This window comes from Roseateles sp. AC306, assembly GCF_979253795.1.
The window spans coordinates 17,327-35,742 of sequence record NZ_CEEDEB010000007.1; the positions used below are offsets into that span (position 1 = coordinate 17,327).

Here is an 18,416-nt window from a genome sequence, read left to right on the forward strand (position 1 = left end):
AGCGAATCTGGTCGGTCCCTCGAGGGGACGGCGATGCGTGCGGCATTGAGCCACACGCTCATCGCCAAGGGCGGGCCGGCTTGGGAGCGGCCCGGCGCTCGGCCCGCAATACCAAGGCCCTCAGGACATGTCAGCCAACCGCAGCGTCTGCGAGTCGATCGGGTCGTCCACGGTCGCCACGATGCGCTGCGGCTCGTCGATGTGCGCCATCAGGGTCAGGCCGCGCGAGTCCATCGGCGCGGGGTGTGTGTAGCGGATCTGCGAGACGGGCTGGGCTTCGAGCATGGCCGAGTTGCACAGGCCGATGTACTCCCACGATGCCTGGCGCATCTTGGAGGTCCACAGGTCCGATTCCTGGCCGTCCGTGTCATCGACGGCACGGCAGACGACGGACATGTAGCCGCTGGCCAGGCCCGGCACATAGTTGTTCATGTTCACGTCCGTGTGCGGGCAGAACAGGAAGTCGATGGGCACGAGCTTGAAGGTGCGCAGCAGGTGCTCCAGCATCGGCACCGAGTGGTACCAGAAGGTATTCAGTTCGCGCTGCAACCCGCCCTGGTGGTTGTAGGTGAGCGTGTGGTCGCCGCGCTTGATGACGTTGGTGGAGACCACCATCAGGCCGTTCTTCTTCAGCAGCGGCCGCACGCCCGCCAGCACGTGCAGCGGCGAGAACACGTGGTACAGCACGCCCGAGAGGTTGATGAAGTCGAAGCCGCCATGGCCGGCAAGCTTCTGGCTCAGCTCATAGATCAGGCCGATCTGCTGGAAGTCGAAATCGACGTCGTAGGCCTGCTTGAGAACGTTCATCTTCTTCAGGCAGTGCGGCACGGCGTCGGTTGCCAGCACCTTGCGGGCGCCCTTGCGCTTCATCAGCGCGGGAATCAGGCCCTCCATGCTGCCGATGTCCAGGCAGTCCATGCCGGCCAGATCGCAACGGCGCATCATCATGCGCGGCAGCATGGGCGTGCGCGGCGTGTCGGCGCCCTGGGTGACGACGCCCGGCGCCAGCTCCACGCTGTAGTACCACCAGTCGTTCAGCACGGACGCAAGCGCTTCTTCGGAAATCATGGGTGTCCCCTCGGTGAGATGGTGTTTTAACGCAGCGGCGTCGACACGCCGCGGCCCATGCTCCAGATCAGCGACACGATCTGCTGGGCGTCGAACATCGCGTTGACGTGCGCGACGCGCATGGAGTAGTAGTCGCCCTCGGCGGCCATCACGTCGAACAGCGAGCGCCGGCCGAGCTGCTGCCACTGCTGCAGCGTCGAGGCGCGCACGCGGTCGCTGTTGCGCAGGATCTCGACGATGCGGCGGGCGCGGTCCAGAGCGGATGTGCCGACCTCATGCATCTCCAGAAGCCGGTAGCGCTTGGCTTCGATGGCCTCGTCGCGCTGCAGCACGGTCGCGCGGTAGCGCTGCACGGCGGCATTGGCCTGGGCCTGCGCGCCGGGCTGCAGGATGGGAATGGTGACTGACACGCCCGCGCCGATGTCAGTGGAACGGTCGCTGGGCGACGGGCCACCGGCGCGCAGCAGCGCGCTGGCACTGCCGGTCACGTTGACGCTGGGCTTCTGGCCCGCCAACACCGATTCGGCAAAGTTGCGCTGCGAGCGTGCCTGCGCCTCGGCCTGTGCCACGTCAGGCCCGAGCAGGATGTCGGACTGCATCTGCTGCAGGTCCGGCACCACCGACAGCGTGGCCATCATGCCCACGCTCGCGGGCAAGGGCTCGCCAACGAGGCGCTTCATGCGCACCTCGGTCTGGCGCAGTGCCGACATGGTCTGCTCCAGCGACAGGTCAGCCTGTTGCAGGCTCTTCTGCGCCTGCACCCACTCGCTGGCGCGGCCACGGTCGGCCTTGGTGATGATCTCCAGCGCATCGACCAGGCAGGCCATCTTGCGCACGTACTGCGTGTAGACCTGGCCTTGCAACACATAGCGGCTGCGGTCCAGCGCCAGGCTGACGACATTGAGCGACAACTGCTCCTCGGCGCTGCGCTGGCCTTGGGCTGCGACCTCCGCCAGCTCCTTGCGCCAGGCGGTCAACTTTTCGACGCGGCCGAAGTCCCACAGCGGCATGCCGGCGCTGAGCGTGGCGCCGAACTGGCCATGGCGTGGGGAGTTGACCCCGTTGCCGCCCTGGTGGAAGGCGTTGCCGCTGATGCTCAGCGTGGCTGTCGGCAGGCCAAGGGCGCGTGTCTCCTCCACGTCCGACCGGGCCGCCTCTGCGAGCAGGCGCACAGCCCCGAGCGACTTGCTGCGCTGCAGGGTGGTGTCGATGAGGGATTGCAACGCGGCTCTCGGGTCGCCAGTGCTGGTCTCGAGCGCGTTCATGTCGCGGCCCAGGCGGGACAGGCCGGCGTCTTCCTCGTTGCAGCGACCCTGGCCGGCCGGCGCCTCGGCCACGGGGGCAGGCGGCGGTGCGGCGGGCTTGGACGGGCGCGTCTGCGCGAGCGCCAGGGGGCCGAGGGCGGCGAGGCCGAGGACGAGAAGATGACGAAGGGGATACAGCATGGCCCCGTCACTAGACCATCGGTGGCTCCCACCCAAAGCCCGGAAAAAGGCCCCGCGCGGGGCCTTGTCAGCGCGTTATCTCAGCGCTTGACGATCAACGCTCGCGAAGCGCTTCCTGCGACTTCATCATGGGCCGCAGCAGATAGCTCAGCACCGAGCGTTCGCCGGTCTTGATCTCGACCTGCGCCGTCATGCCCGGGATGACAGGCAGCTTGCCGCCCTTGTACTTGAGGTTGTTGCGGTCCGCGGTGACGATGACGCGGTAGTTGCCTTCACCGGTCTTGTCGTTCTCGGCGGTGACGGCGTCCGGGCTGATGTAGGTGACCTTGCCTTCCAGGCCGCCGTAGGTGTTGAAGTCATAGCCGGCCAGCTTGACCTCGGCCGTCTGGCCCAGGCGGATGAAGCCGATGTCCTTCGGCTTGATGCGGGCCTGCACCAGCACCTGCGGACCTATGGGCGCGATCTCCACAATGGGCGCACCGCTGGCGATGACGCCGCCGATGGTGCTGATCTTGACGGACTTGACGACGCCGTGCACAGGCGACTTCAGTACCGTGCGCGTCATGGCGTCCTGGCGCACCACCATCTGCTCGTCCAGCTGTGCCAGCTCGCTCTGCACACGCACGAGATCCTGGCTGGCCTCCTGGCGGTAGCGCGACATGCGCTCGGTGCGCTGCTGCTGAATTTCGTTGACCTGGCGGTTCAGGCGCATCACTTCCACGTCGCTCATCAGGCCGCTCCTGGACATGTCCTGGGCGAGCTTGAGCTCCTTGGAAATCAGCCCGAGGCTGCGGTTGATGGCGGAGACGGCCTCGTCCAGCAGGCGCTTGCGCGCCTCGAAGGAATCGACCTCGGCCTGGGCATAGCGGGCCTTGGTGTCCACGTCGGCCGGCCAGCGGATGGCACCGCTGCCATTGGCCTCGGCGGTCAGCCGGGCGGCCGCGGCCTTCAGCGCCAGCACCTTGACCTGGCCTTCGGCCTGCTGGGCTTCAACGCGGGTCGGGTCCAGGTAGACCAGGTCCTCCCCGGCCTGCACCTCCTGGCCTTCGCGCACCTTCAGCTCGCGCAGGATGCCGGCGTCCAGGCTGGCGATGACCTGCTCGCGCCCATCCGGCACGATGCGGCCATCGCTGCGCGTGATCTCGTCAACGTGGGCCAGCGCCGACCAGGTGATGCCGACCGTCACCACCACGCACAGCAGGTACAGCGCCCACGTCGTGCGCGGCAACGGTTCGTCGATCTGGGCAGCGTGGATGGCGCTGACGAACAGGCCTTCCTCTTTTGTCAGGGCCTTTGCGGTCATACGCTCGCGGAACGTTGCACGGGCTGCGCCGATGGATGCATGTGCACACCTTCGGCGCTGGCGGAAGCCGACGAAGCCGGGCGCACGCCGGACAAGGCTGCCAGCACCTGGTCGCGCGGGCCGTCCATGACGATGCGGCCGCCGTCGACGACGGCGATGCGCTGCACCAGCTCCAGCACGGCCGGGCGGTGGGTCACGACAACCAGCGTCGCGGTGCCCGCTGCATCACGCAGCTGGCGCAGAAAGGCCATCTCGCTCTGCGCGTCCATCGAGCTGGTGGGTTCATCCATGAGCAGGATCTGCGGCTTGGTGACCAGGGCCCGGGCAAGCGCCACGAGCTGGCGCTGGCCGCCGGACAGCAACTGGCCCATTTCGCCGACCGGCAGGTCCCAGCCCATCGGATGGGCGGCGACGACACGGTCCAGGCCGGTCAGCTTGGCCACCTCGACGAGGCGACTGGCGTCCAGGTGGGCGCGGCCCATCAGCACGTTGTCGCGCAGCGTGCCCAGGAAGAGGCGCGGCTCCTGGCTGACAAAGCCGACGCGGGCGCGGTACTCGGCCGGGTCGACCTGGCGCAGGTCGATGCCGTCAACCTCGACCATGCCCTCGGTGGGCTGGTAAAGCCCGCCCAGCATGCGCAGGATGGTGGACTTGCCGCTGCCGATGCGGCCCAGGATGGCGACCCGCTCGCCGGCTTCCATGCGCATGGTGGCGTTGCGCAGCACCTTGGGCGCGGTGCCTTCGGCCGACGCGGCTGGTGCCGGGCCGTGCCCCGTGGGCGCCACCGGGTAGGAGAAGCCCACGTCATGAAGGCCGACCTTGCCCGTCACCGTGCCCAGCGGCACGTAGTTGCGCGTGCTGTCGCGCTCGACCGGCGCATCCATCATCTGGTTCAGCGACAGCATGGCCGCGCGGGCGCCCTGGTAGCGGGTGGCCAGGCTCACCAGGCTGCCCAGCGGCGCGACGGCGCGGCTGGCAAACATCACCGAACCGATCAGCGCACCCGAGCTGATCTGGCCGTCGTGGATGAGGTAGACGCCCCAGACCAGCAGGACGAGGTTGACCGCCTGCTGCAGCGTGCTGGAGAGGTTCATGCTCCAGCTGGACAGCGCGCGCGACGTGAGCGCCGTTTCGGCCACCACCGCCGTGGCGTGCTCGTAGCGGCGCAGGAAGCGGCCTTCCGCGCCCGAGGTCTTCAGGTCTTCCAGGCCTTCGAGGGATTCGACCAGCATGCCGTGCATGTCCGCCGTCTCCTGCATGTTGGTGCGCATGGCGCGGCGCATGGCGCCCTGCATGGCCCAGGACACGCCCATGATGATCGGCACCGCCAGCACCAGCACCCAGCCCAGCGGCCCGCCGATGACGAAGGTCATGGCGATGAAGATGAAAAGGAAGGGCAGGTCCGACAGCGCCGACAGCGTGGCACCGGTGAAGAACTCGCGCACCATCTCCACCTGGCCCAGGTAGTGGGCATAGGAGCCGGCCGAGGCGGGCTTGTGCTCCATGCGCACGCCCAGCGTCTGGCGGTAGAGCTTGGCGCCGATGATCAGGTCGGCCTTGCGGCCGGCCAGGTCGATGAGGTGGGAGCGCAACTGGCGGGCGAACAGGTCGAACAGCAGCGCAACGGCGGCGCCCACGGCCAGCGTCCACAGCGTGACCATCGCCTGGTGAGGAATGACCTTGTCATAGATGACCGACGTGACCAGGCCCGACACCAGCATCAGCACGTTGGACAGCAGGGCCGCCAGCATCGAGGCGCGGTAATAGGGCACGAAACGTTTCAGCGTGCCCCACAGCCAGTGCGCACCCAGGCCGCGGTCGCCCAGCTTGAGCATGGGCGACTCGACGCGCGCCGAGTGCGCCGACTCCAGCGGCGACACCGCAAGCATGAAGCCGCTGTATTCGGGCTCCAGCTCGGCCGTCGTGGCCGGCACCGCGGCCGCCTCGGGGCCGGGGAAGACCACCTCGTAGCGGCAGGCACCTGCGCCCACCGCGGCCGGGTCATCCAGGCGCCGCACCAGCACGCAGGCGTCCCCTCCACCCAGCAGCAGCACGGCCGGCAGCAGCAGCGCGTTGATCTCGTCGATGCGTTTGCGCAGCAGGCCGGCGTTGTAGCCCGCCTCGCGCATGACGCGGATGGCGCCGTCGGGCGTCAGCACGCCGTCCACGGGCGCCCCGGCGCGCAGCGACTCCGGCGAGCGCGGCTTGCCGTGGTGGCGCGTCAGCCAGGCCAGGGCCTGCAGCAACGGGTCGCCAGCGGGCTGGTCGGCGAGGCCCTGCAGCGGGTCCGGCGGCGGCGGCGGCTCACCATTGGCGGCCAGGCGCAGGCCCGGCGCCTGCGGCTGGCCGTCAAAGAAGGGATCGTGCTGGCGCGTCATCAGGACTTGCGGGATCAGGGCTTGCTGCGGGCGTCGAGCGCCAGGCGCTCGAACTCGCGCTCTATATCGCGCACCGTGGCCGGGATGTCAAACAGCGGCGAGCTGTGGCCGTGCTCGGCGAGGTAACGCTTGTAGGAAGCGGCGCGCGCCGGCTGGTTGCCGATCTGCACCGCGCGCTGCTCGTACTCCTCGATCGTCGTCGTGATCAGGTCCGGCAGGCCCACCGCCGTCAGCAGGCTGCCGGCCATGCGCGAGATGTAGGTCTTGCCCGAGCGGGTCAGGATCGGGGTGCCCATCCACAGGCAGTCGCTGGCCGTCGTGCCGGCGTTGTAGGGGAAGGTGTCCAGGAACAGATCGGCCACCGTGAAGCGGGCCAGGTAATCGGTAGGCTGGGCGCGTGGCGCGAAGACGAGGCGCTCCGGGGCCACACCCTCCTCAGCCGCCACGCGGTTGAGGTTGGCCTGGGCGAACGGGTTGTCTGCCAGCAGCCACAGCACGCTGCCCGGCACCTGGCGCAACACACGCATCCAGCAGCGCCAGACCTGCTCGCTCATCTTGTGGTTGTTGTTGAAGGCGCAGAAGACGAAGGCGTCCTGCGGCAACCCGGCCTGGGCGCGGGTCGGCGGCATGCTGGCGACGCGCTTGCGGTCGCTGACCTGGTAGCTGTTGGGCAGATAGATCGGCTTTTCGGTGTAGTACGGCAGCGACTCCGGCGGCATCACGAAGCGGTCGGCCAGGATCCAGTCCACGCCGGGCAGCGCCGACGTGGCGGGCAAGCCCAGGTAGCTCACCTGGATGGGCGCGCCGCGGTGGGCCAGGATGCCCGGGCGGGCGCCGCTGGTCAGGCCCTGAAGGTCCACCAGCACGTCGATGCCGGCTTCGGCGATCAGCTCGGCGGCGCGGCGGTCGGTGACGCCGTGCAGCGGCGTGTAGCTGTCCATCGCGGCCTTGAGGCGGGCGCGCAGCGGCGTGCCGTCTTCACGGCTCCAGCTGAAGGCGTGGACCTCGAATTTGGCTCTGTCGTGCAGCTCGTAGAGCTCGGCCGACAGCAGTCCGACGGCATGCATGTGCAGGTCGCCGGACAGGTAGCCGACCTTGATCTTGCCCTCGCGCTTTCTGCCCTTGTGCAGCGGCGCGTCGGTGACCTTGGCGACCTTCTCGTAGACGAAGCGCTGGGCCGTCAGCAGTTGCAGGGCCGGATCGTCGCTTTCGTCCAGCATGCCGAGCAGCGAGGTGCTCATCAGCAACTGGTTGTGGGTGACATCGCCCACGGTCTTGTAGACCGGCCAGGCGCATTGCTTCTGGCGGATGTGCACGTAATGCTGGGCCACGTCGCTCTGGCGCGGGTCGAGCTCCAGCGAGCGCACCATCAAGGCCTCGGACTCGTCATAGCGCTTGAGCTGCTCCAGCAAGCGGGCGGCATTGTTGAAACCGTGCAGGCGCAGGCTCAGCGGCTCGGCGCCCAGGCTTTCGGGCGCTTCGTTCTCATAGACGGTGCGCCATTCGGCCAGGGCCTCTTCCTCGCGGCCCTGGTGCTCCAGCTGGTGGCCCAGGTTGAGGCGGGCCTGCGCGAAATGCGGCGCGACGCTCAACGCCATGCGGTAGACGCTCTCGGCTTCGGCATGCCGGCGCTGGTCGCCCAGGATGGCGCCCCAGTTGAAACAGGCCACATAGCGCAGCGGCGAGGGCGTGGCAGCGACCCAGCTTTGGTAAAGCACGCAGGCCGCGTCGGCGGCGCCCGCCTGCTGCAGGCGCGATGCTGCGTCCATGACCTGCGGCAGCGGCCACTGCCCGCTGCGCGCCAGCTCCAGCCATTGCTCGACGAGCGCAAGGCCTTCAGGCTGGGCGGTGGGAGGTGTGGACATGTCCATGCGGCGGGCGGCGAGAGCGGATCGTCTGCCGATTTTCAAGCCGCAACGGCCCGGAAGGCGCGGGGAATAGGCTGCGGAATGCGCAGCAATTCCCGGCCGGGCCACCTCAAACTGGGGAATCAGCCCCCAAGGAAGTCGTTCTTGCCCAGCGGCACGCCGGCATGGCGCAGCAGCGCGTAGGTCGTGGTGGCATGGAAGTAGAAGTTGGGCAGTGCGAAATGTCTCAGATAGGTCAGGCCGTCGAACTTGTGCGGATCGCCCGTGCGGCGCGGGATGACGATCTCGCGGTCCTCGCTGCCTTCGAAGGCGCCGGCCGGCGCGGAAAGCACGAAGTCGCGCGTCTTGCGGATGCGCTCGGCCAGTTCGTCCAGCGTGGCCTCGTTGTCCTCAAACTTCGGGTTCTCCTGGCCGGCCAGCCGCGCCACGCAGCCCTTGGCCGCGTCGCTGGCGATCTGGATCTGCCGAGCGAAGGGCAGCATGTCGGGCGCCAGGCGCAGCGTCAGGTAGACGTCGGTGGAGAACTTCTTCGCCTCGGCATGGGCCTTGGCGGCCTCCAGCCAGGTCAGCATATTGCCCAGCAACTTGGCAAAGGCGGGCACGCTCGCGGCGTGCATGGAAATCGTCGTCATCGGGTTGTCTCCTTGAGGGAAACCGATGGTAGCCATGCAGCTCAAAGCCCCGCGATGCACGCGGCACAATGAAGCAAGCTATGAATGTCATCATCCTCGACGACTACCAGGACGCCGTGCGCAAGCTGCGCTGCGCGGCCAAGTTGGAACCCCTGAATGCCAAGGTGTTCACCAACACGGTCAAGGGCATCGGCCAGCTGTCCGTGCGGCTGCGCGACGCCGAGGTGCTGGTGCTCGTGCGCGAGCGCACCGCCTTCCCGCGGCAACTGCTCGAAAAGCTGCCCAAGCTCAAGCTGATCTCGCAGACCGGCCGCGTCGGCAGCCACATCGACGTGGAGGCCTGCACCCGGCTGGGCATCGCCGTCGCTGAAGGCGTGGGCAACCCGGTCGCGCCGGCCGAGCTGACCTGGGCGCTGATCATGGCGTCCATGCGCCGGCTGCCGCAGTACATCGGCAACCTCAAGCACGGCGCCTGGCAACAGGCCGGGCTGAAGGCGGCGTCCATGCCGGCGAATTTCGGCGTCGGCATGGTGCTGCGCGGCAAGACGCTGGGCATCTGGGGCTACGGCAAGATCGGCCAGCTCGTGGCCGGGTACGGCCGCGCGTTCGGCATGCAGGTCATGGTCTGGGGCAGCGAGGGCTCGCGCCTGAAGGCCGAGGCCGACGGCTACCAGGCCGCGCCCAGCCGCGAGGCGTTCTTTGCCGAGTCGGATGTGCTCTCGGTGCATCTGCGCCTGTGCGACGGCACGCGCGGCATCGTCACGCCCGAGGACCTGGCGCGCATGAAGCCGACGGCCCTGTTCGTGAACACCTCGCGGGCCGAGCTGGTGGTGGAAGGCGCGCTGGTGTCGGCCCTCAACCGCGGCCGGCCCGGCATGGCCGCCATCGACGTGTTCGAGAGCGAGCCCATCCTGCAGGGCCACCCGCTGCTGCGGCTGGAGAACGCCGTCTGCACGCCCCACATCGGCTATGTGGAACAGGACAGCTACGAGCTCTATTTCGACGCCGCCTTCGACAACGTGCTGAACTTCATCAAGGCGCAGCCGACCCACCTCGTCAACCCCGAGGCGCTTAAGGTTCACCGGTGAACCGCCCCGAATCCTTGAGCGCGCTCTTCGTCGCCTTCACGCGGCTGGCGCTGCAAGGTTTCGGGGGTGTGCTGGCGGTGGCGCAGCGAGAGCTGGTCGAACGGCTCAACTGGCTCACCAAGGAAGAGTTCGTCGAGATGCTGGCCATCGCCCAGGTGCTGCCGGGCCCCAACGTGGTCAACCTGTCTCTGATGGTCGGGGACCGCTTCTTCGGCACCCGCGGCGCGGCGGTGGCGCTCGCGGGCATGCTGGCGGTGCCGGCCGTCATCGTGCTGGGTCTTGCCGCCGCCTACGGCGAGTTGTCCAAGCACCCGATCGCCGTCAACGCGCTGCGCGGCATGGGCGCCGTGTCGGCCGGCCTGGTGCTGGCCACCGGCATCAAGCTGCTGCCGGCACTCAAGCACAACCCCATGGGCCGGTGGACGGCGCTGGGGCTGGCGCTGGCGGCCTTCTTGCTCATCGGCCTGCTGCGCTGGCCGCTGGTCACGGTGCTGGCCGTGGTGGGCGGCGGCGGCATGGCCCTGGCCTGGCGAAAGCTCCGATGAGCCTGCCCGTCGACTTCGGCAGCCTGTTCCTGCACTTCCTGGTGCTGTCGCCGATGTCCATCGGCGGCGCAATCACGACGGTGCCCGAAATGCACCGTTTCCTCGTCGCTCAGAACGGCTGGCTGAGCGAGACCGAATTCACCACGTCCATCGCGCTGGCCCAGGCCGCCCCCGGGCCCAATATCCTGTTCGTCGCCGTGCTCGGCTGGAACGTCGCCGGCCTGGCCGGTGCTGCAACGGCGATGGCCGGCATCATGCTGCCGTCGTCGCTGCTGACGCTGACCGCGACGCGCTGGGCACGCGCCAACCGCGAGCACATCGCCGTGCGTGCCTTCGCGGTCGGCATGATGCCGCTGACGCTGGGGCTCATCGTCGCCACCGGCTGGCTGCTGGCCCTGCCCTTCCTGCGCGCCGACGACCATCGCTGGGGCACGCTGGCGCTGATCGCCGCCACCGTGCTGCTGACCTTGAAGACGAGGCTGGGCCTCGTCTGGATGGTGCTGGGTGGCGGCGTGCTGGGCGCACTCGGCTTCGTTTAGACGCCGATGCCGGCCTGCACGGTGGACGAGCGCTTCGTCACCGGCGCCGCACCCAGTGTCACGCGGGCGTAGACCTCGTCTGCGCGCGGCATGAAGATGGGCGTGTTGATGTCGGCCATGCCGACCACCACCTTGCCGGCGTCCTCGTCGAGCTTGGACGTCTCGATGGCGCGCTTCTCCGAGTAGCTGACCGTGCCGGCAGCCGCGACGGTGACGACCTTGTAGGGCCGCAGGAACAGAGTGCCGGCGGGCCACATGTAGGTGCTGATCAGGTCGTCGGCGCCGCTGTCATCGGCGGGCAGCGAGTCACCGGCCAGATCCTCGCCGTAGAGGCCGATCTCCAGTTGGTAGGTGCGGCCGACATCGTTGGCGGCGAAGGTCATCGTGCCGGCGACGGTCACGTCGCGCTTGGACCCGTTGGTGGCGCCGAGGGTCACGGTGGGTGTGGAAATGGTGGCCATGTTGAGCTCCTTCAGTCAGTCAAGTCAGTTGAACCAGGTGGTGGCTCGCCAAGGATTGGCTTGCCTGCCTGTACTGACGCAAGGGCGCGCCCGCAGGGATCAGCGCATCGGGGGTGAAAGTTCACCCTGCGCCGACACCGCCGGGCCGAAATGCCGCCGGCGGTCGGCCCAGCAGCCGCAGGAACGCGCGCCGCATGCGCTCGGTGCTGCCGAAGCCGCAGTCCACCGACACCCGCAGCACCGATGCCGACCCGCCCTCCAACGCCGCGCGCGCCGCTTCCACGCGCAGCCGCTCAACCGCCTGCGCCGGCGTGGCGCCCGTCTCGGCGTGAAAGCAGCGCGCAAAGTGGCGCGGGCTCATGCAGGCCCGGGCGGCCAGGTCCTCCACGCGAAGCTCGCGCCGCAGGTCACGCCGCACCTCGTCCAGTAGCGCGCCGAAACGGCCATCGGGGCGCTGCAGGTCCAGCAGCGGCGAGAACTGCGACTGCCCGCCGGGCCGCCGCCGCTCCACGACGAGATGGCGCGCGGCCTCGCGCGCGACGTCTTCGCCATGGTCGTGAGCCAGCAGCGCCAGGCAGAGGTCGATGCCGGCGGTCATGCCGGCACTCGTCCAGAGTTCCGGCAGGCCCTGCTGGCGAACGGCGGGCTCGCGAACGTAGATGCGGTCGGGCTGCAGGCGTACCGCGGGAAAGTCGCTGGCGAACTGCCGGCTGCGGGACCAGTGCGTCGTGGCCGTTCGCTCATCCAGCAAGCCGGCGGCGGCCAGCACCAGGCTGCCGCTGCAGATGCTGGCAATGCGGGCGCCCGAGCGGCTGGCCCTGCGCAGCCAAGCCACCAGGCGGCTGTCCCGGCGGGCGGCGTCAACGCCATCGCCGCCAATCACCATGACGAGATCAAGATCACCCAGCTGGCGCGGCAGCCCCTGCACCGGCCACGCCACGCCGGCAGAGCTGCGCACCGCAGGCGCATTGCTCGCCACCAGGCGCCAGTCGTAGCTGCCGGGCCGCGCCAGCCGGGCCAGCTCGAACACGGCCATCGGGCCTGCCAGGTCCAGCTGCTGGAAGCCGGGGAAGAGCACGAAGGCAATGTGGCAGGTCATCCGGCCATCTTGGCAGAAAAGGTGGGAACTGCGTCATGGCGGCCATAGGCCAATCAACACAAACTGCCGGCCATGGACCAGGAAGCACTCACCATGAACGAACTCGGCCAAGACCTCGGTAAAGACCTCATCACCATCACCCACCGCCCCGACACGGTCTTCGTCTCGGGCCAGGGCGCGTGGCTGGTCGACGAGAGCGGCAAGCGTCATCTCGACCTCGTTCAGGGCTGGGCCGTCAACAGCCTGGGCCACAGCCCGGCCCTCATCACGCAGGCCTTGCTGGCGCAGTCACAGCGGCTGGTGAACCCGAGCCCCGCCTACTACAACCGGCCGCTGCTGGACCTGGCCGCGCGGCTGGTGGACTTGAGCTGCTTCGACCGCGTCTTCCTGGCCAGTTCGGGCGCCGAGGCGAACGAGGGCGCCGTCAAGCTGGCGCGGCGCTGGGGCAGCCGCATGCGCGGCGGCGCGCACGAGATCATCGGATTCGAGCAGTCGTTCCACGGCCGCACGCTGGCGATGATGAGTGCCTCGGGCAAGCCGGGTTGGAGCGACCTGTACCCGCCCATGCCCGGCGGCTTCGTGAAGGCGCGGCTCAACGACATCGCCTCGGTGGAGCGCGCGATGACGCCGCGCACGGCGGCCGTGATGATCGAGTTCGTGCAGGGTGAGGCGGGCGTCGTCGTGGCCGACCCGGGCTTCGCGCGCGAACTGCGCGCGCTGACCGTCGAACGCGGCGTGCTGCTGATCGCCGACGAGGTGCAGACCGGCATCGGCCGCTGCGGCCTTGCCTTCGCCTATGAGCACTTCGGCATTGAGCCCGACGTGATGACACTGGCCAAGGGCCTGGGCGGCGGCGTGCCGCTGGCTGCACTGCTGTGCAAGGAGGAATTCAACTGCTTCCTGCCGGGCGACCAGGGCGGCACCTTTTGCGGCAACCCGCTAATGGCGGCGGTGGGGCTGGCGGTGGTGAACGAGGTCTGCCGCGAGGAGTTCCTGGCCGATGTGCAGGAGCGCGCCGCGCAACTGTCCGCCGGGCTGCTGGCCATCGCGCATGACCACGGCCTGGTGGGCGAACGCGGCCTCGGGCTGCTGCGGGCCCTGGTGCTGCCGTCAGACAGCGCGGGCGAGGTGGTGGCGGCCGCCCAGGCGCTGGCGCCGGTGGGCCTGCTGCTCAATGCGCCGCGCCCTCACCTCATCCGCCTGATGCCGGCGCTGAACATCAGCACAGCCGAGGTGGACGAGGGTCTGGCGCTGCTGCGCCGGGCGCTGCGAGAGGTGCTGAACTGAAGGGCTAGCCCTGCGTGGTCCCAAAGATCTTGTCGCCGGCGTCACCGAGCCCGGGAATGATGTAGCCGACCTCGTTCAGGTGGCTGTCGATGGCGGCCGTCCAGCAGCGCACGTCCGGGTGGGCCTCTTCCAGCGCTTTCACCCCCTCGGGCGCCGCCACCAGCACCAGCGCACGCACGTCCTTGCAGCCCCGCGCCTTCAGCAGGTCGACGGTGGCGATCATGCTGCCGGCCGTGGCCAGCATCGGGTCGATGATGAGCGCCGTGCGCGAGTCCAGGTTGCCGACGAACTTGTCGAAGTAGTTGACCGGCTTGAGCGTCTCGTGGTCGCGGGCCAGGCCGACAACCGACACCTTGGCGTTGGGCAGGATGTCCAGCACGCCGTCCAGCATGCCCAGGCCCGCACGCAGGATGGGCACGACCGTGACCTTGCGGCCGGCGATCTGGTCGATCTCTGCGGGGCCGCTCCAGCAGTTGATCGTCGTCTTCTCCAGCGGGAAGTCGGCCGTCGCCTCGTAGCAGAGCAGCCGCGCCACCTCGCCGGTCAGCTCGCGGAACTTCTTGGTCGAGATGTCCGCCTCGCGCATCAGGCCGATCTTGTGCTTGACCAGCGGGTGCTTGACTTCGATGACGGCCATGACGGGAACTCCCAGTTTTTCTAAACAGTCAGAATTATCTGCGCTGGCGCAGCGCCTCATACAGGCAGACACCGGACGCTACCGACACGTTCAGGCTCTCGACCGCGCCGGCCATCGGGATGCGCACGAGTTCGTCGCAGGTCTTGGCCGTCAGCTGCCGCATGCCCTCCCCTTCGGCGCCCATGACGAAGGCGATGGGGCGCTTGAAGTCGACGTCGTAGATGGAGCGCTCGGCCTGGTCCGACAGGCCGACCACCCAGATGTCGCGCTCCTTCAGCTCATTCAAGGTCCGTGCCAGGTTGGTGACCATCAGGTAGGGCACGGTCTCGGCCGCGCCGCTGGCGACCTTGGCCACCGTGGCGTTCAGGCCCACGGCGCGGTCCTTGGGAGCGACCACGGCATGCACGCCGGCGCCATCGGCCACGCGCAGGCAGGCACCCAGGTTGTGCGGGTCGGTCACACCGTCCAGCACCAGCACCAGCGGCGGGCCTTCCACGGCGTCGAGCACGTCGTCCAACGAATGCGGCTGGGCCAGGGCCTGCACGCGGGCGACGACGCCCTGGTGGCGCGGGCTGCCGGCGATCTGGCTCAGGCGCTCGTCGTTGCTCTCCACGAGCTTGGCGCCGGCCTCCTTGGCGCGCTCGACAAAAGTGCGCATGCGCTGGTCGCGCCGTGACGGGTCGAAATGGACCTCGGCGACCGAGGCCGGGTGGGTCTTGAGGCGGACGGTGACGGCGTGGAAGCCGAACAGGACGGACTTGGGCGTGCTCATGTCGCCATTGTCAGCGCCCCGCTTGCTTGCGGGCGTTCTCCATGACGTTGACCATCGTGTCGGTCCACAAGCGTGCCTTGTTCTTGGCCAGATGGTCCAGCAATTGGTCATGCGCCTCGCGCGTCACGCTCAGGTGCTCGGCGCCGACGCCGTGGAACAGCAGGTGGACCATCGCGTTTTGAGCGGCCGCCTTCTCGACCAGGGCGATCAACTGCTCGGCGGTCCAGCCTTCGACGAAGTACACCGGCACGGCATAGGGGTCGAACGCCGTCACGTCGGTCACCATGGCCGGGTTGGCCGCACGGTAGGCGACGAAGTGAGGCTGCAGTGCCTTCACGAAGTCCTGCCCGCCCGCCTTCAGGTCCAGGCAGGGCGGCGTGAAGGTGCGCTTGGTCCTGCCGTCCAGAGATTGCAGCCAGGTGTTGGCCGCGAGGATGTGCTCCTGCACCTGGGCCGGCGTCTGCTTGTCCAGGTCGCGGTGTGGCAGCACCCATTCGCGGCCCGGCCCCTTGGCCGAGCAGCTGTGGAAGAGGCTGTGGTTGCCCAGCTCATGGCCCGCTGCGGCGGCAGCCTTCCATTCGTTCTGGCGCGCGGGGAGGGTCGGGCCGTTGATGGGGATGTAGAAGCTGCCCCGCAGGCCGCGCTTGTTGAGCGCGGGGATGACGTGGTCGAGCTGGCTGTCCAGCGCGTCGTCATAGCCCAGCGTGACGGCGGCCTGCGCGCCGCCCGGCCAGCTGAAAGGCGCCGCCGTGGTGGCCAGCGCAGCGAACAGGCCGAGCGCGGCCAGCATCATCTTTTTCACGTCAATGTCTCCTCAACGAAGGGATTGGACGGCCATCAACGCGCCGATGAGCACCGGCTGATGGACCATGTAGAAACTCAGCGACCAGCGCCCCAGCACGGCCAGCGGCCTGGGCGCCCCACCGTGCCAGATCTGCGGCCGCATGCGCGTGACGACAAAGCCCAGCAGCATGGCGCCCAGCCAGGGCAGCACGGGCACGTAGTCCTCGGTGATCGGCTTGTGCGTGACGAGCCCGGTCCAGTTCATCCAGCGCGTGTCGAACACCGGGTGTTGAACGAAATGCGGCAACGCAATGGCGGCAACGGCCAGCGCCAGCAACGCCGCGTCGGGCAGCCTCGCCAGGCCCAGGCGCAGCAGCAGCAGCATGGTCGCGATGCCATGCAGCACGCCGAAGCTGATCCAGCTGTTCGGGAACATGAACCACGAGCCGAGCGTGACGAGCAGTGCACAGCCGACGACCTGGCTCCAGCGCTTCCAGAACCGGCCGGCGCCCTGCCCGTTCAGCATGGCCAGCGCCTGGCCACCGCCGGCGCAGAACAGGAAAAGGCTGACGATGCAGCTGCGCTGCCAGGTCCAGACCGGGTCGCGGTAGAAGTCCTGCCGGACCCAGCCGAAGTGGTTCAGGTCGAAGCCGAAATGGAAGGCGGCCATCCAGACGATGGCCAGGCCGCGCAGCGCGTCGAGGCGGTCGCAGCGAGTGGGCAATGAAGCGGCAGGAGCCGGTGGCATGGAGTCAGCGGGGCGATGGGGCGGCGGGATTCTGACCGCCTTGCGACTGCTGCTGTTGGCGCCGCGCCAGCCGCTCCTCGGCAATGCGGCGGCGGGCGATGCGGTCGCCCTCTTCCGGGTCGGCCGCGCTGTGCATCGCCTCGGCGCGCTGCCGGGCATCCAGGCGCACGCGGTCGCTCAGCTGGGTCTGTGCGGCTTGCGCCTCGCGGCTGATGTCCCAGTCGGCGTCGGTGTAGCGGCCCTGGCCGTTGCGGCACTGGCGGGCGCGGCGCACCTCGTCCAGCATGAACTGCCGCTCGGCGTCGCCCAGCGTCGTGGAGTTGCCGCGCGTCTGCATGCCGCGCAGTTCGCCTTCGCCCGGGCAGGCATTGCCTGCGGGGGCCAATGGCGCCAGCGGCGCGGGAGCCGGCGGCCGGCCCATCGCGGCGTCGACCACCTCGGGCTTCATGGCGTCCACCACATTGGGCTGCAGGCTGCGCCCGGGCACCGGCTGGCCGGTCTGCGGGCAGGGCTTGTCGCTGAAGACGACCTTGCCGCCCACCTCGCACTTCCAGACCTGCTGCGCCCAGGCACTGGACAAAGCCATGCACAGCCCCAGGCCCACACCCATTCGCTTCAGCAGGACGCCGCTGTCTCCGACCAAAATGTGCCCCATCGCAACCGCTCCTTCGCTCGCTTCATGTCCAAGCGTCTGCTCGCCCTGGCCCTCATCGTAGGGCTAGCCACCGGCCCCGCCGAAGCCCAGAACAAGGCCGCCCAACCGCGCGCCGTCAGTGCCCGCGGCGCGCTCGATGCCGAGGAACTGAACAACATCGGTGTCTTCAAACGTGTCAGCCCGTCGGTGGTGCACATCACGACGCTGTCCGTGCAAAGAGACTTCTTCTCGCTGCGCACCAGCGAACAGCCCAGCGGCACGGGGACCGGCTTCGTCTGGGACGACGCCGGCCACATCGTCACCAACTTCCACGTCATCCAGGGCGGTGACCGCGCCACCGTGACGCTGGCCGACCAGAGCAGCTTCCCCGCCAAGCTCGTCGGCGCCTTCCCCGACCGCGACATCGCCGTGCTGCGCATCGAGGCGCCGCGCGACAAGCTGCCGGCTATTGCCGTGGGCGCCAGCCGCGACCTGCAGGTGGGTCAGAAGGTCTACGCCATCGGCAACCCCTTCGGGCTGGACCAGACGCTGACGACGGGCATCGTCTCCGCGCTGAACCGTGAGATCGAGTCGGTCACCCGCCGCACCATCCGCGGCGCCATACAGACCGATGCGGCCATCAACCCAGGCAACTCGGGAGGCCCGCTGCTGGACTCGGCAGGGCGGCTGATCGGCGTCAACACAGCGATTTACAGCCCGAGCGGGGCGAGTGCTGGCATCGGCTTCGCCATTCCGGTCGACGAAGTGAACCGCATCGTGCCGCGCTTGATCCGCGACGGGCGCTTCATCCGACCGGCGCTGGGCGTGACCGCAGGGCCGCTCAACCTGGCGCAGGCGCTGGGTGCGCCCAAGGGCGTGCTGCTCGTCAACGTGGCGGACGGCAGCCCGGCGGCGGCGGCTGGGCTCAAGCCGTTCGGCCGCGACCGCAGCGGGCGCATCGTGCAGGGTGACGTCATCACCGCCGTCGACGGCCAGCCGGTGGCGGACCTGGACGACATGCTGTCGCTGCTGGAGACGCGGCAGATCGGGGAGAAGGTGACATTGACCGTCTGGCGGACGGGGCAGACGCGGAAGGTGGCGGCGACGCTGGGAAGTTCGGACTAGCACG

General features: G+C 68.8%; 18 protein-coding genes. 5 read left to right on the forward strand and 13 right to left on the reverse strand.

What is annotated here, in order from left to right; genetic code table 11:
• Positions 1-120: 120 nt before the first annotated feature.
• The 6 genes from AC0IZJ_RS15175 to AC0IZJ_RS15200 form a co-directional block, all read right to left on the reverse strand.
• Complete coding sequence (locus AC0IZJ_RS15175) at positions 121-1,068, reverse strand: class I SAM-dependent methyltransferase (RefSeq protein ID WP_471851230.1); 948 nt, start codon at positions 1,066-1,068, stop codon at positions 121-123.
• A gap of 26 nt (positions 1,069-1,094) precedes the next feature.
• A complete protein-coding gene (locus AC0IZJ_RS15180; RefSeq protein WP_471851233.1) occupies positions 1,095-2,513 on the reverse strand; it encodes a TolC family protein in 1,419 nt (472 codons plus the stop codon).
• A 94-nt stretch (positions 2,514-2,607) separates the two neighbouring features.
• Entirely contained in the window at positions 2,608-3,816 is a 1,209-nt protein-coding gene (locus AC0IZJ_RS15185; protein WP_471851235.1) for an HlyD family type I secretion periplasmic adaptor subunit, read from the reverse strand.
• A complete protein-coding gene (locus tag AC0IZJ_RS15190) occupies positions 3,813-6,194 on the reverse strand; it encodes a type I secretion system permease/ATPase (RefSeq protein ID WP_471851237.1) in 2,382 nt (793 codons plus the stop codon). The genes AC0IZJ_RS15185 and AC0IZJ_RS15190 overlap by 4 nt, the downstream gene beginning before the upstream one ends.
• A gap of 14 nt (positions 6,195-6,208) precedes the next feature.
• Positions 6,209-8,059 carry an O-linked N-acetylglucosamine transferase, SPINDLY family protein gene (locus AC0IZJ_RS15195; protein WP_471851239.1) on the reverse strand — a complete coding sequence of 617 codons (1,851 nt, stop codon included), beginning with the start codon at positions 8,057-8,059 and terminating at the stop codon, positions 6,209-6,211.
• A 125-nt stretch (positions 8,060-8,184) separates the two neighbouring features.
• The gene (locus AC0IZJ_RS15200) at positions 8,185-8,694 is read right to left on the reverse strand and encodes a DUF1993 domain-containing protein (RefSeq protein ID WP_471851241.1); all 510 of its coding nucleotides are present in this window, start codon (positions 8,692-8,694) and stop codon (positions 8,185-8,187) included.
• Between the two features lie 80 nt (positions 8,695-8,774).
• On the opposite strand from AC0IZJ_RS15200, the gene AC0IZJ_RS15205 reads away from it, so the two are divergent.
• From AC0IZJ_RS15205 to AC0IZJ_RS15215, 3 genes are read left to right on the forward strand one after another with little or no spacing between them, the layout of a single operon-like run.
• Positions 8,775-9,782 (forward strand): D-2-hydroxyacid dehydrogenase family protein, encoded by a 1,008-nt coding sequence (locus AC0IZJ_RS15205; protein WP_471851243.1) that lies wholly within the window; start codon positions 8,775-8,777, stop codon positions 9,780-9,782.
• Entirely contained in the window at positions 9,779-10,327 is a 549-nt protein-coding gene (locus tag AC0IZJ_RS15210; protein ID WP_471851244.1) for a chromate transporter, read from the forward strand. Before AC0IZJ_RS15205 ends, AC0IZJ_RS15210 begins: the two co-directional genes overlap by 4 nt.
• Positions 10,324-10,866 (forward strand): chromate transporter, encoded by a 543-nt coding sequence (locus AC0IZJ_RS15215; RefSeq protein WP_471851246.1) that lies wholly within the window; start codon positions 10,324-10,326, stop codon positions 10,864-10,866. Before AC0IZJ_RS15210 ends, AC0IZJ_RS15215 begins: the two co-directional genes overlap by 4 nt.
• Here AC0IZJ_RS15215 and AC0IZJ_RS15220 read toward each other — a convergent pair.
• Together AC0IZJ_RS15220 and AC0IZJ_RS15225 are read right to left on the reverse strand one after the other, a co-directional pair.
• Positions 10,863-11,327: a hypothetical protein gene (locus AC0IZJ_RS15220; protein ID WP_471851248.1), complete on the reverse strand. Its 465-nt coding sequence runs from the start codon at positions 11,325-11,327 to the stop codon at positions 10,863-10,865. The genes AC0IZJ_RS15215 and AC0IZJ_RS15220 overlap by 4 nt on opposite strands.
• 121 nt (positions 11,328-11,448) lie before the next feature.
• Positions 11,449-12,426, reverse strand: a complete 978-nt coding sequence (locus AC0IZJ_RS15225) for a GlxA family transcriptional regulator (RefSeq protein WP_471851250.1) — start codon at positions 12,424-12,426, stop codon at positions 11,449-11,451.
• A gap of 93 nt (positions 12,427-12,519) precedes the next feature.
• On the opposite strand from AC0IZJ_RS15225, the gene AC0IZJ_RS15230 reads away from it, so the two are divergent.
• On the forward strand, positions 12,520-13,713 hold the full coding sequence (locus AC0IZJ_RS15230; RefSeq protein WP_471851252.1) for an aminotransferase class III-fold pyridoxal phosphate-dependent enzyme: 1,194 nt from the start codon (positions 12,520-12,522) through the stop codon (positions 13,711-13,713).
• A gap of 4 nt (positions 13,714-13,717) precedes the next feature.
• Here AC0IZJ_RS15230 and upp read toward each other — a convergent pair whose 3' ends face one another.
• From upp to AC0IZJ_RS15255, 5 genes are read right to left on the reverse strand one after another with little or no spacing between them, the layout of a single operon-like run.
• Positions 13,718-14,350 (reverse strand): uracil phosphoribosyltransferase, encoded by a 633-nt coding sequence (gene upp / locus AC0IZJ_RS15235; RefSeq protein ID WP_471851254.1) that lies wholly within the window; start codon positions 14,348-14,350, stop codon positions 13,718-13,720.
• A 34-nt stretch (positions 14,351-14,384) separates the two neighbouring features.
• Entirely contained in the window at positions 14,385-15,122 is a 738-nt protein-coding gene (rlmB, locus tag AC0IZJ_RS15240; protein ID WP_471851256.1) for a 23S rRNA (guanosine(2251)-2'-O)-methyltransferase RlmB, read from the reverse strand.
• A gap of 10 nt (positions 15,123-15,132) precedes the next feature.
• On the reverse strand, positions 15,133-15,915 hold the full coding sequence (locus AC0IZJ_RS15245) for a polysaccharide deacetylase family protein (RefSeq protein WP_471851789.1): 783 nt from the start codon (positions 15,913-15,915) through the stop codon (positions 15,133-15,135).
• Positions 15,916-15,936: 21 nt separating this feature from the next.
• Positions 15,937-16,653, reverse strand: coding sequence for an acetyltransferase domain-containing protein (locus AC0IZJ_RS15250; RefSeq protein WP_471851258.1), 717 nt, complete (start codon positions 16,651-16,653; stop codon positions 15,937-15,939).
• Positions 16,654-16,657: 4 nt separating this feature from the next.
• The gene (locus AC0IZJ_RS15255) at positions 16,658-17,308 is read right to left on the reverse strand and encodes a hypothetical protein (protein ID WP_471851260.1); all 651 of its coding nucleotides are present in this window, start codon (positions 17,306-17,308) and stop codon (positions 16,658-16,660) included.
• Positions 17,309-17,332: 24 nt separating this feature from the next.
• Between AC0IZJ_RS15255 and AC0IZJ_RS15260 the strand changes: the two genes are divergently transcribed.
• Entirely contained in the window at positions 17,333-18,412 is a 1,080-nt protein-coding gene (locus AC0IZJ_RS15260) for a S1C family serine protease (protein ID WP_471851262.1), read from the forward strand.
• Positions 18,413-18,416 lie beyond the last annotated feature (4 nt).

Bases quoted from the DNA above. Each gene is read 5' to 3' on its own strand.
- AC0IZJ_RS15175 (WP_471851230.1), bottom strand. From the start codon at position 1,068: ATGATTTCCGAAGAAGCGCTTGCGTCCGTGCTGAACGACTGGTGGTAC.
- AC0IZJ_RS15180 (WP_471851233.1), bottom strand. From the start codon at position 2,513: ATGCTGTATCCCCTTCGTCATCTTCTCGTCCTCGGCCTCGCCGCCCTC.
- AC0IZJ_RS15185 (WP_471851235.1), bottom strand. From the start codon at position 3,816: ATGACCGCAAAGGCCCTGACAAAAGAGGAAGGCCTGTTCGTCAGCGCC.
- AC0IZJ_RS15190 (WP_471851237.1), bottom strand. From the start codon at position 6,194: ATGACGCGCCAGCACGATCCCTTCTTTGACGGCCAGCCGCAGGCGCCG.
- AC0IZJ_RS15195 (WP_471851239.1), bottom strand. From the start codon at position 8,059: ATGTCCACACCTCCCACCGCCCAGCCTGAAGGCCTTGCGCTCGTCGAG.
- AC0IZJ_RS15200 (WP_471851241.1), bottom strand. From the start codon at position 8,694: ATGACGACGATTTCCATGCACGCCGCGAGCGTGCCCGCCTTTGCCAAG.
- AC0IZJ_RS15205 (WP_471851243.1), top strand. From the start codon at position 8,775: ATGAATGTCATCATCCTCGACGACTACCAGGACGCCGTGCGCAAGCTG.
- AC0IZJ_RS15215 (WP_471851246.1), top strand. From the start codon at position 10,324: ATGAGCCTGCCCGTCGACTTCGGCAGCCTGTTCCTGCACTTCCTGGTG.
- AC0IZJ_RS15220 (WP_471851248.1), bottom strand. From the start codon at position 11,327: ATGGCCACCATTTCCACACCCACCGTGACCCTCGGCGCCACCAACGGG.
- AC0IZJ_RS15225 (WP_471851250.1), bottom strand. From the start codon at position 12,426: ATGACCTGCCACATTGCCTTCGTGCTCTTCCCCGGCTTCCAGCAGCTG.
- AC0IZJ_RS15230 (WP_471851252.1), top strand. From the start codon at position 12,520: ATGAACGAACTCGGCCAAGACCTCGGTAAAGACCTCATCACCATCACC.
- upp (WP_471851254.1), bottom strand. From the start codon at position 14,350: ATGGCCGTCATCGAAGTCAAGCACCCGCTGGTCAAGCACAAGATCGGC.
- rlmB (WP_471851256.1), bottom strand. From the start codon at position 15,122: ATGAGCACGCCCAAGTCCGTCCTGTTCGGCTTCCACGCCGTCACCGTC.
- AC0IZJ_RS15245 (WP_471851789.1), bottom strand. From the start codon at position 15,915: ATGATGCTGGCCGCGCTCGGCCTGTTCGCTGCGCTGGCCACCACGGCG.
- AC0IZJ_RS15250 (WP_471851258.1), bottom strand. From the start codon at position 16,653: ATGCCACCGGCTCCTGCCGCTTCATTGCCCACTCGCTGCGACCGCCTC.
- AC0IZJ_RS15255 (WP_471851260.1), bottom strand. From the start codon at position 17,308: ATGGGGCACATTTTGGTCGGAGACAGCGGCGTCCTGCTGAAGCGAATG.
- AC0IZJ_RS15260 (WP_471851262.1), top strand. From the start codon at position 17,333: ATGTCCAAGCGTCTGCTCGCCCTGGCCCTCATCGTAGGGCTAGCCACC.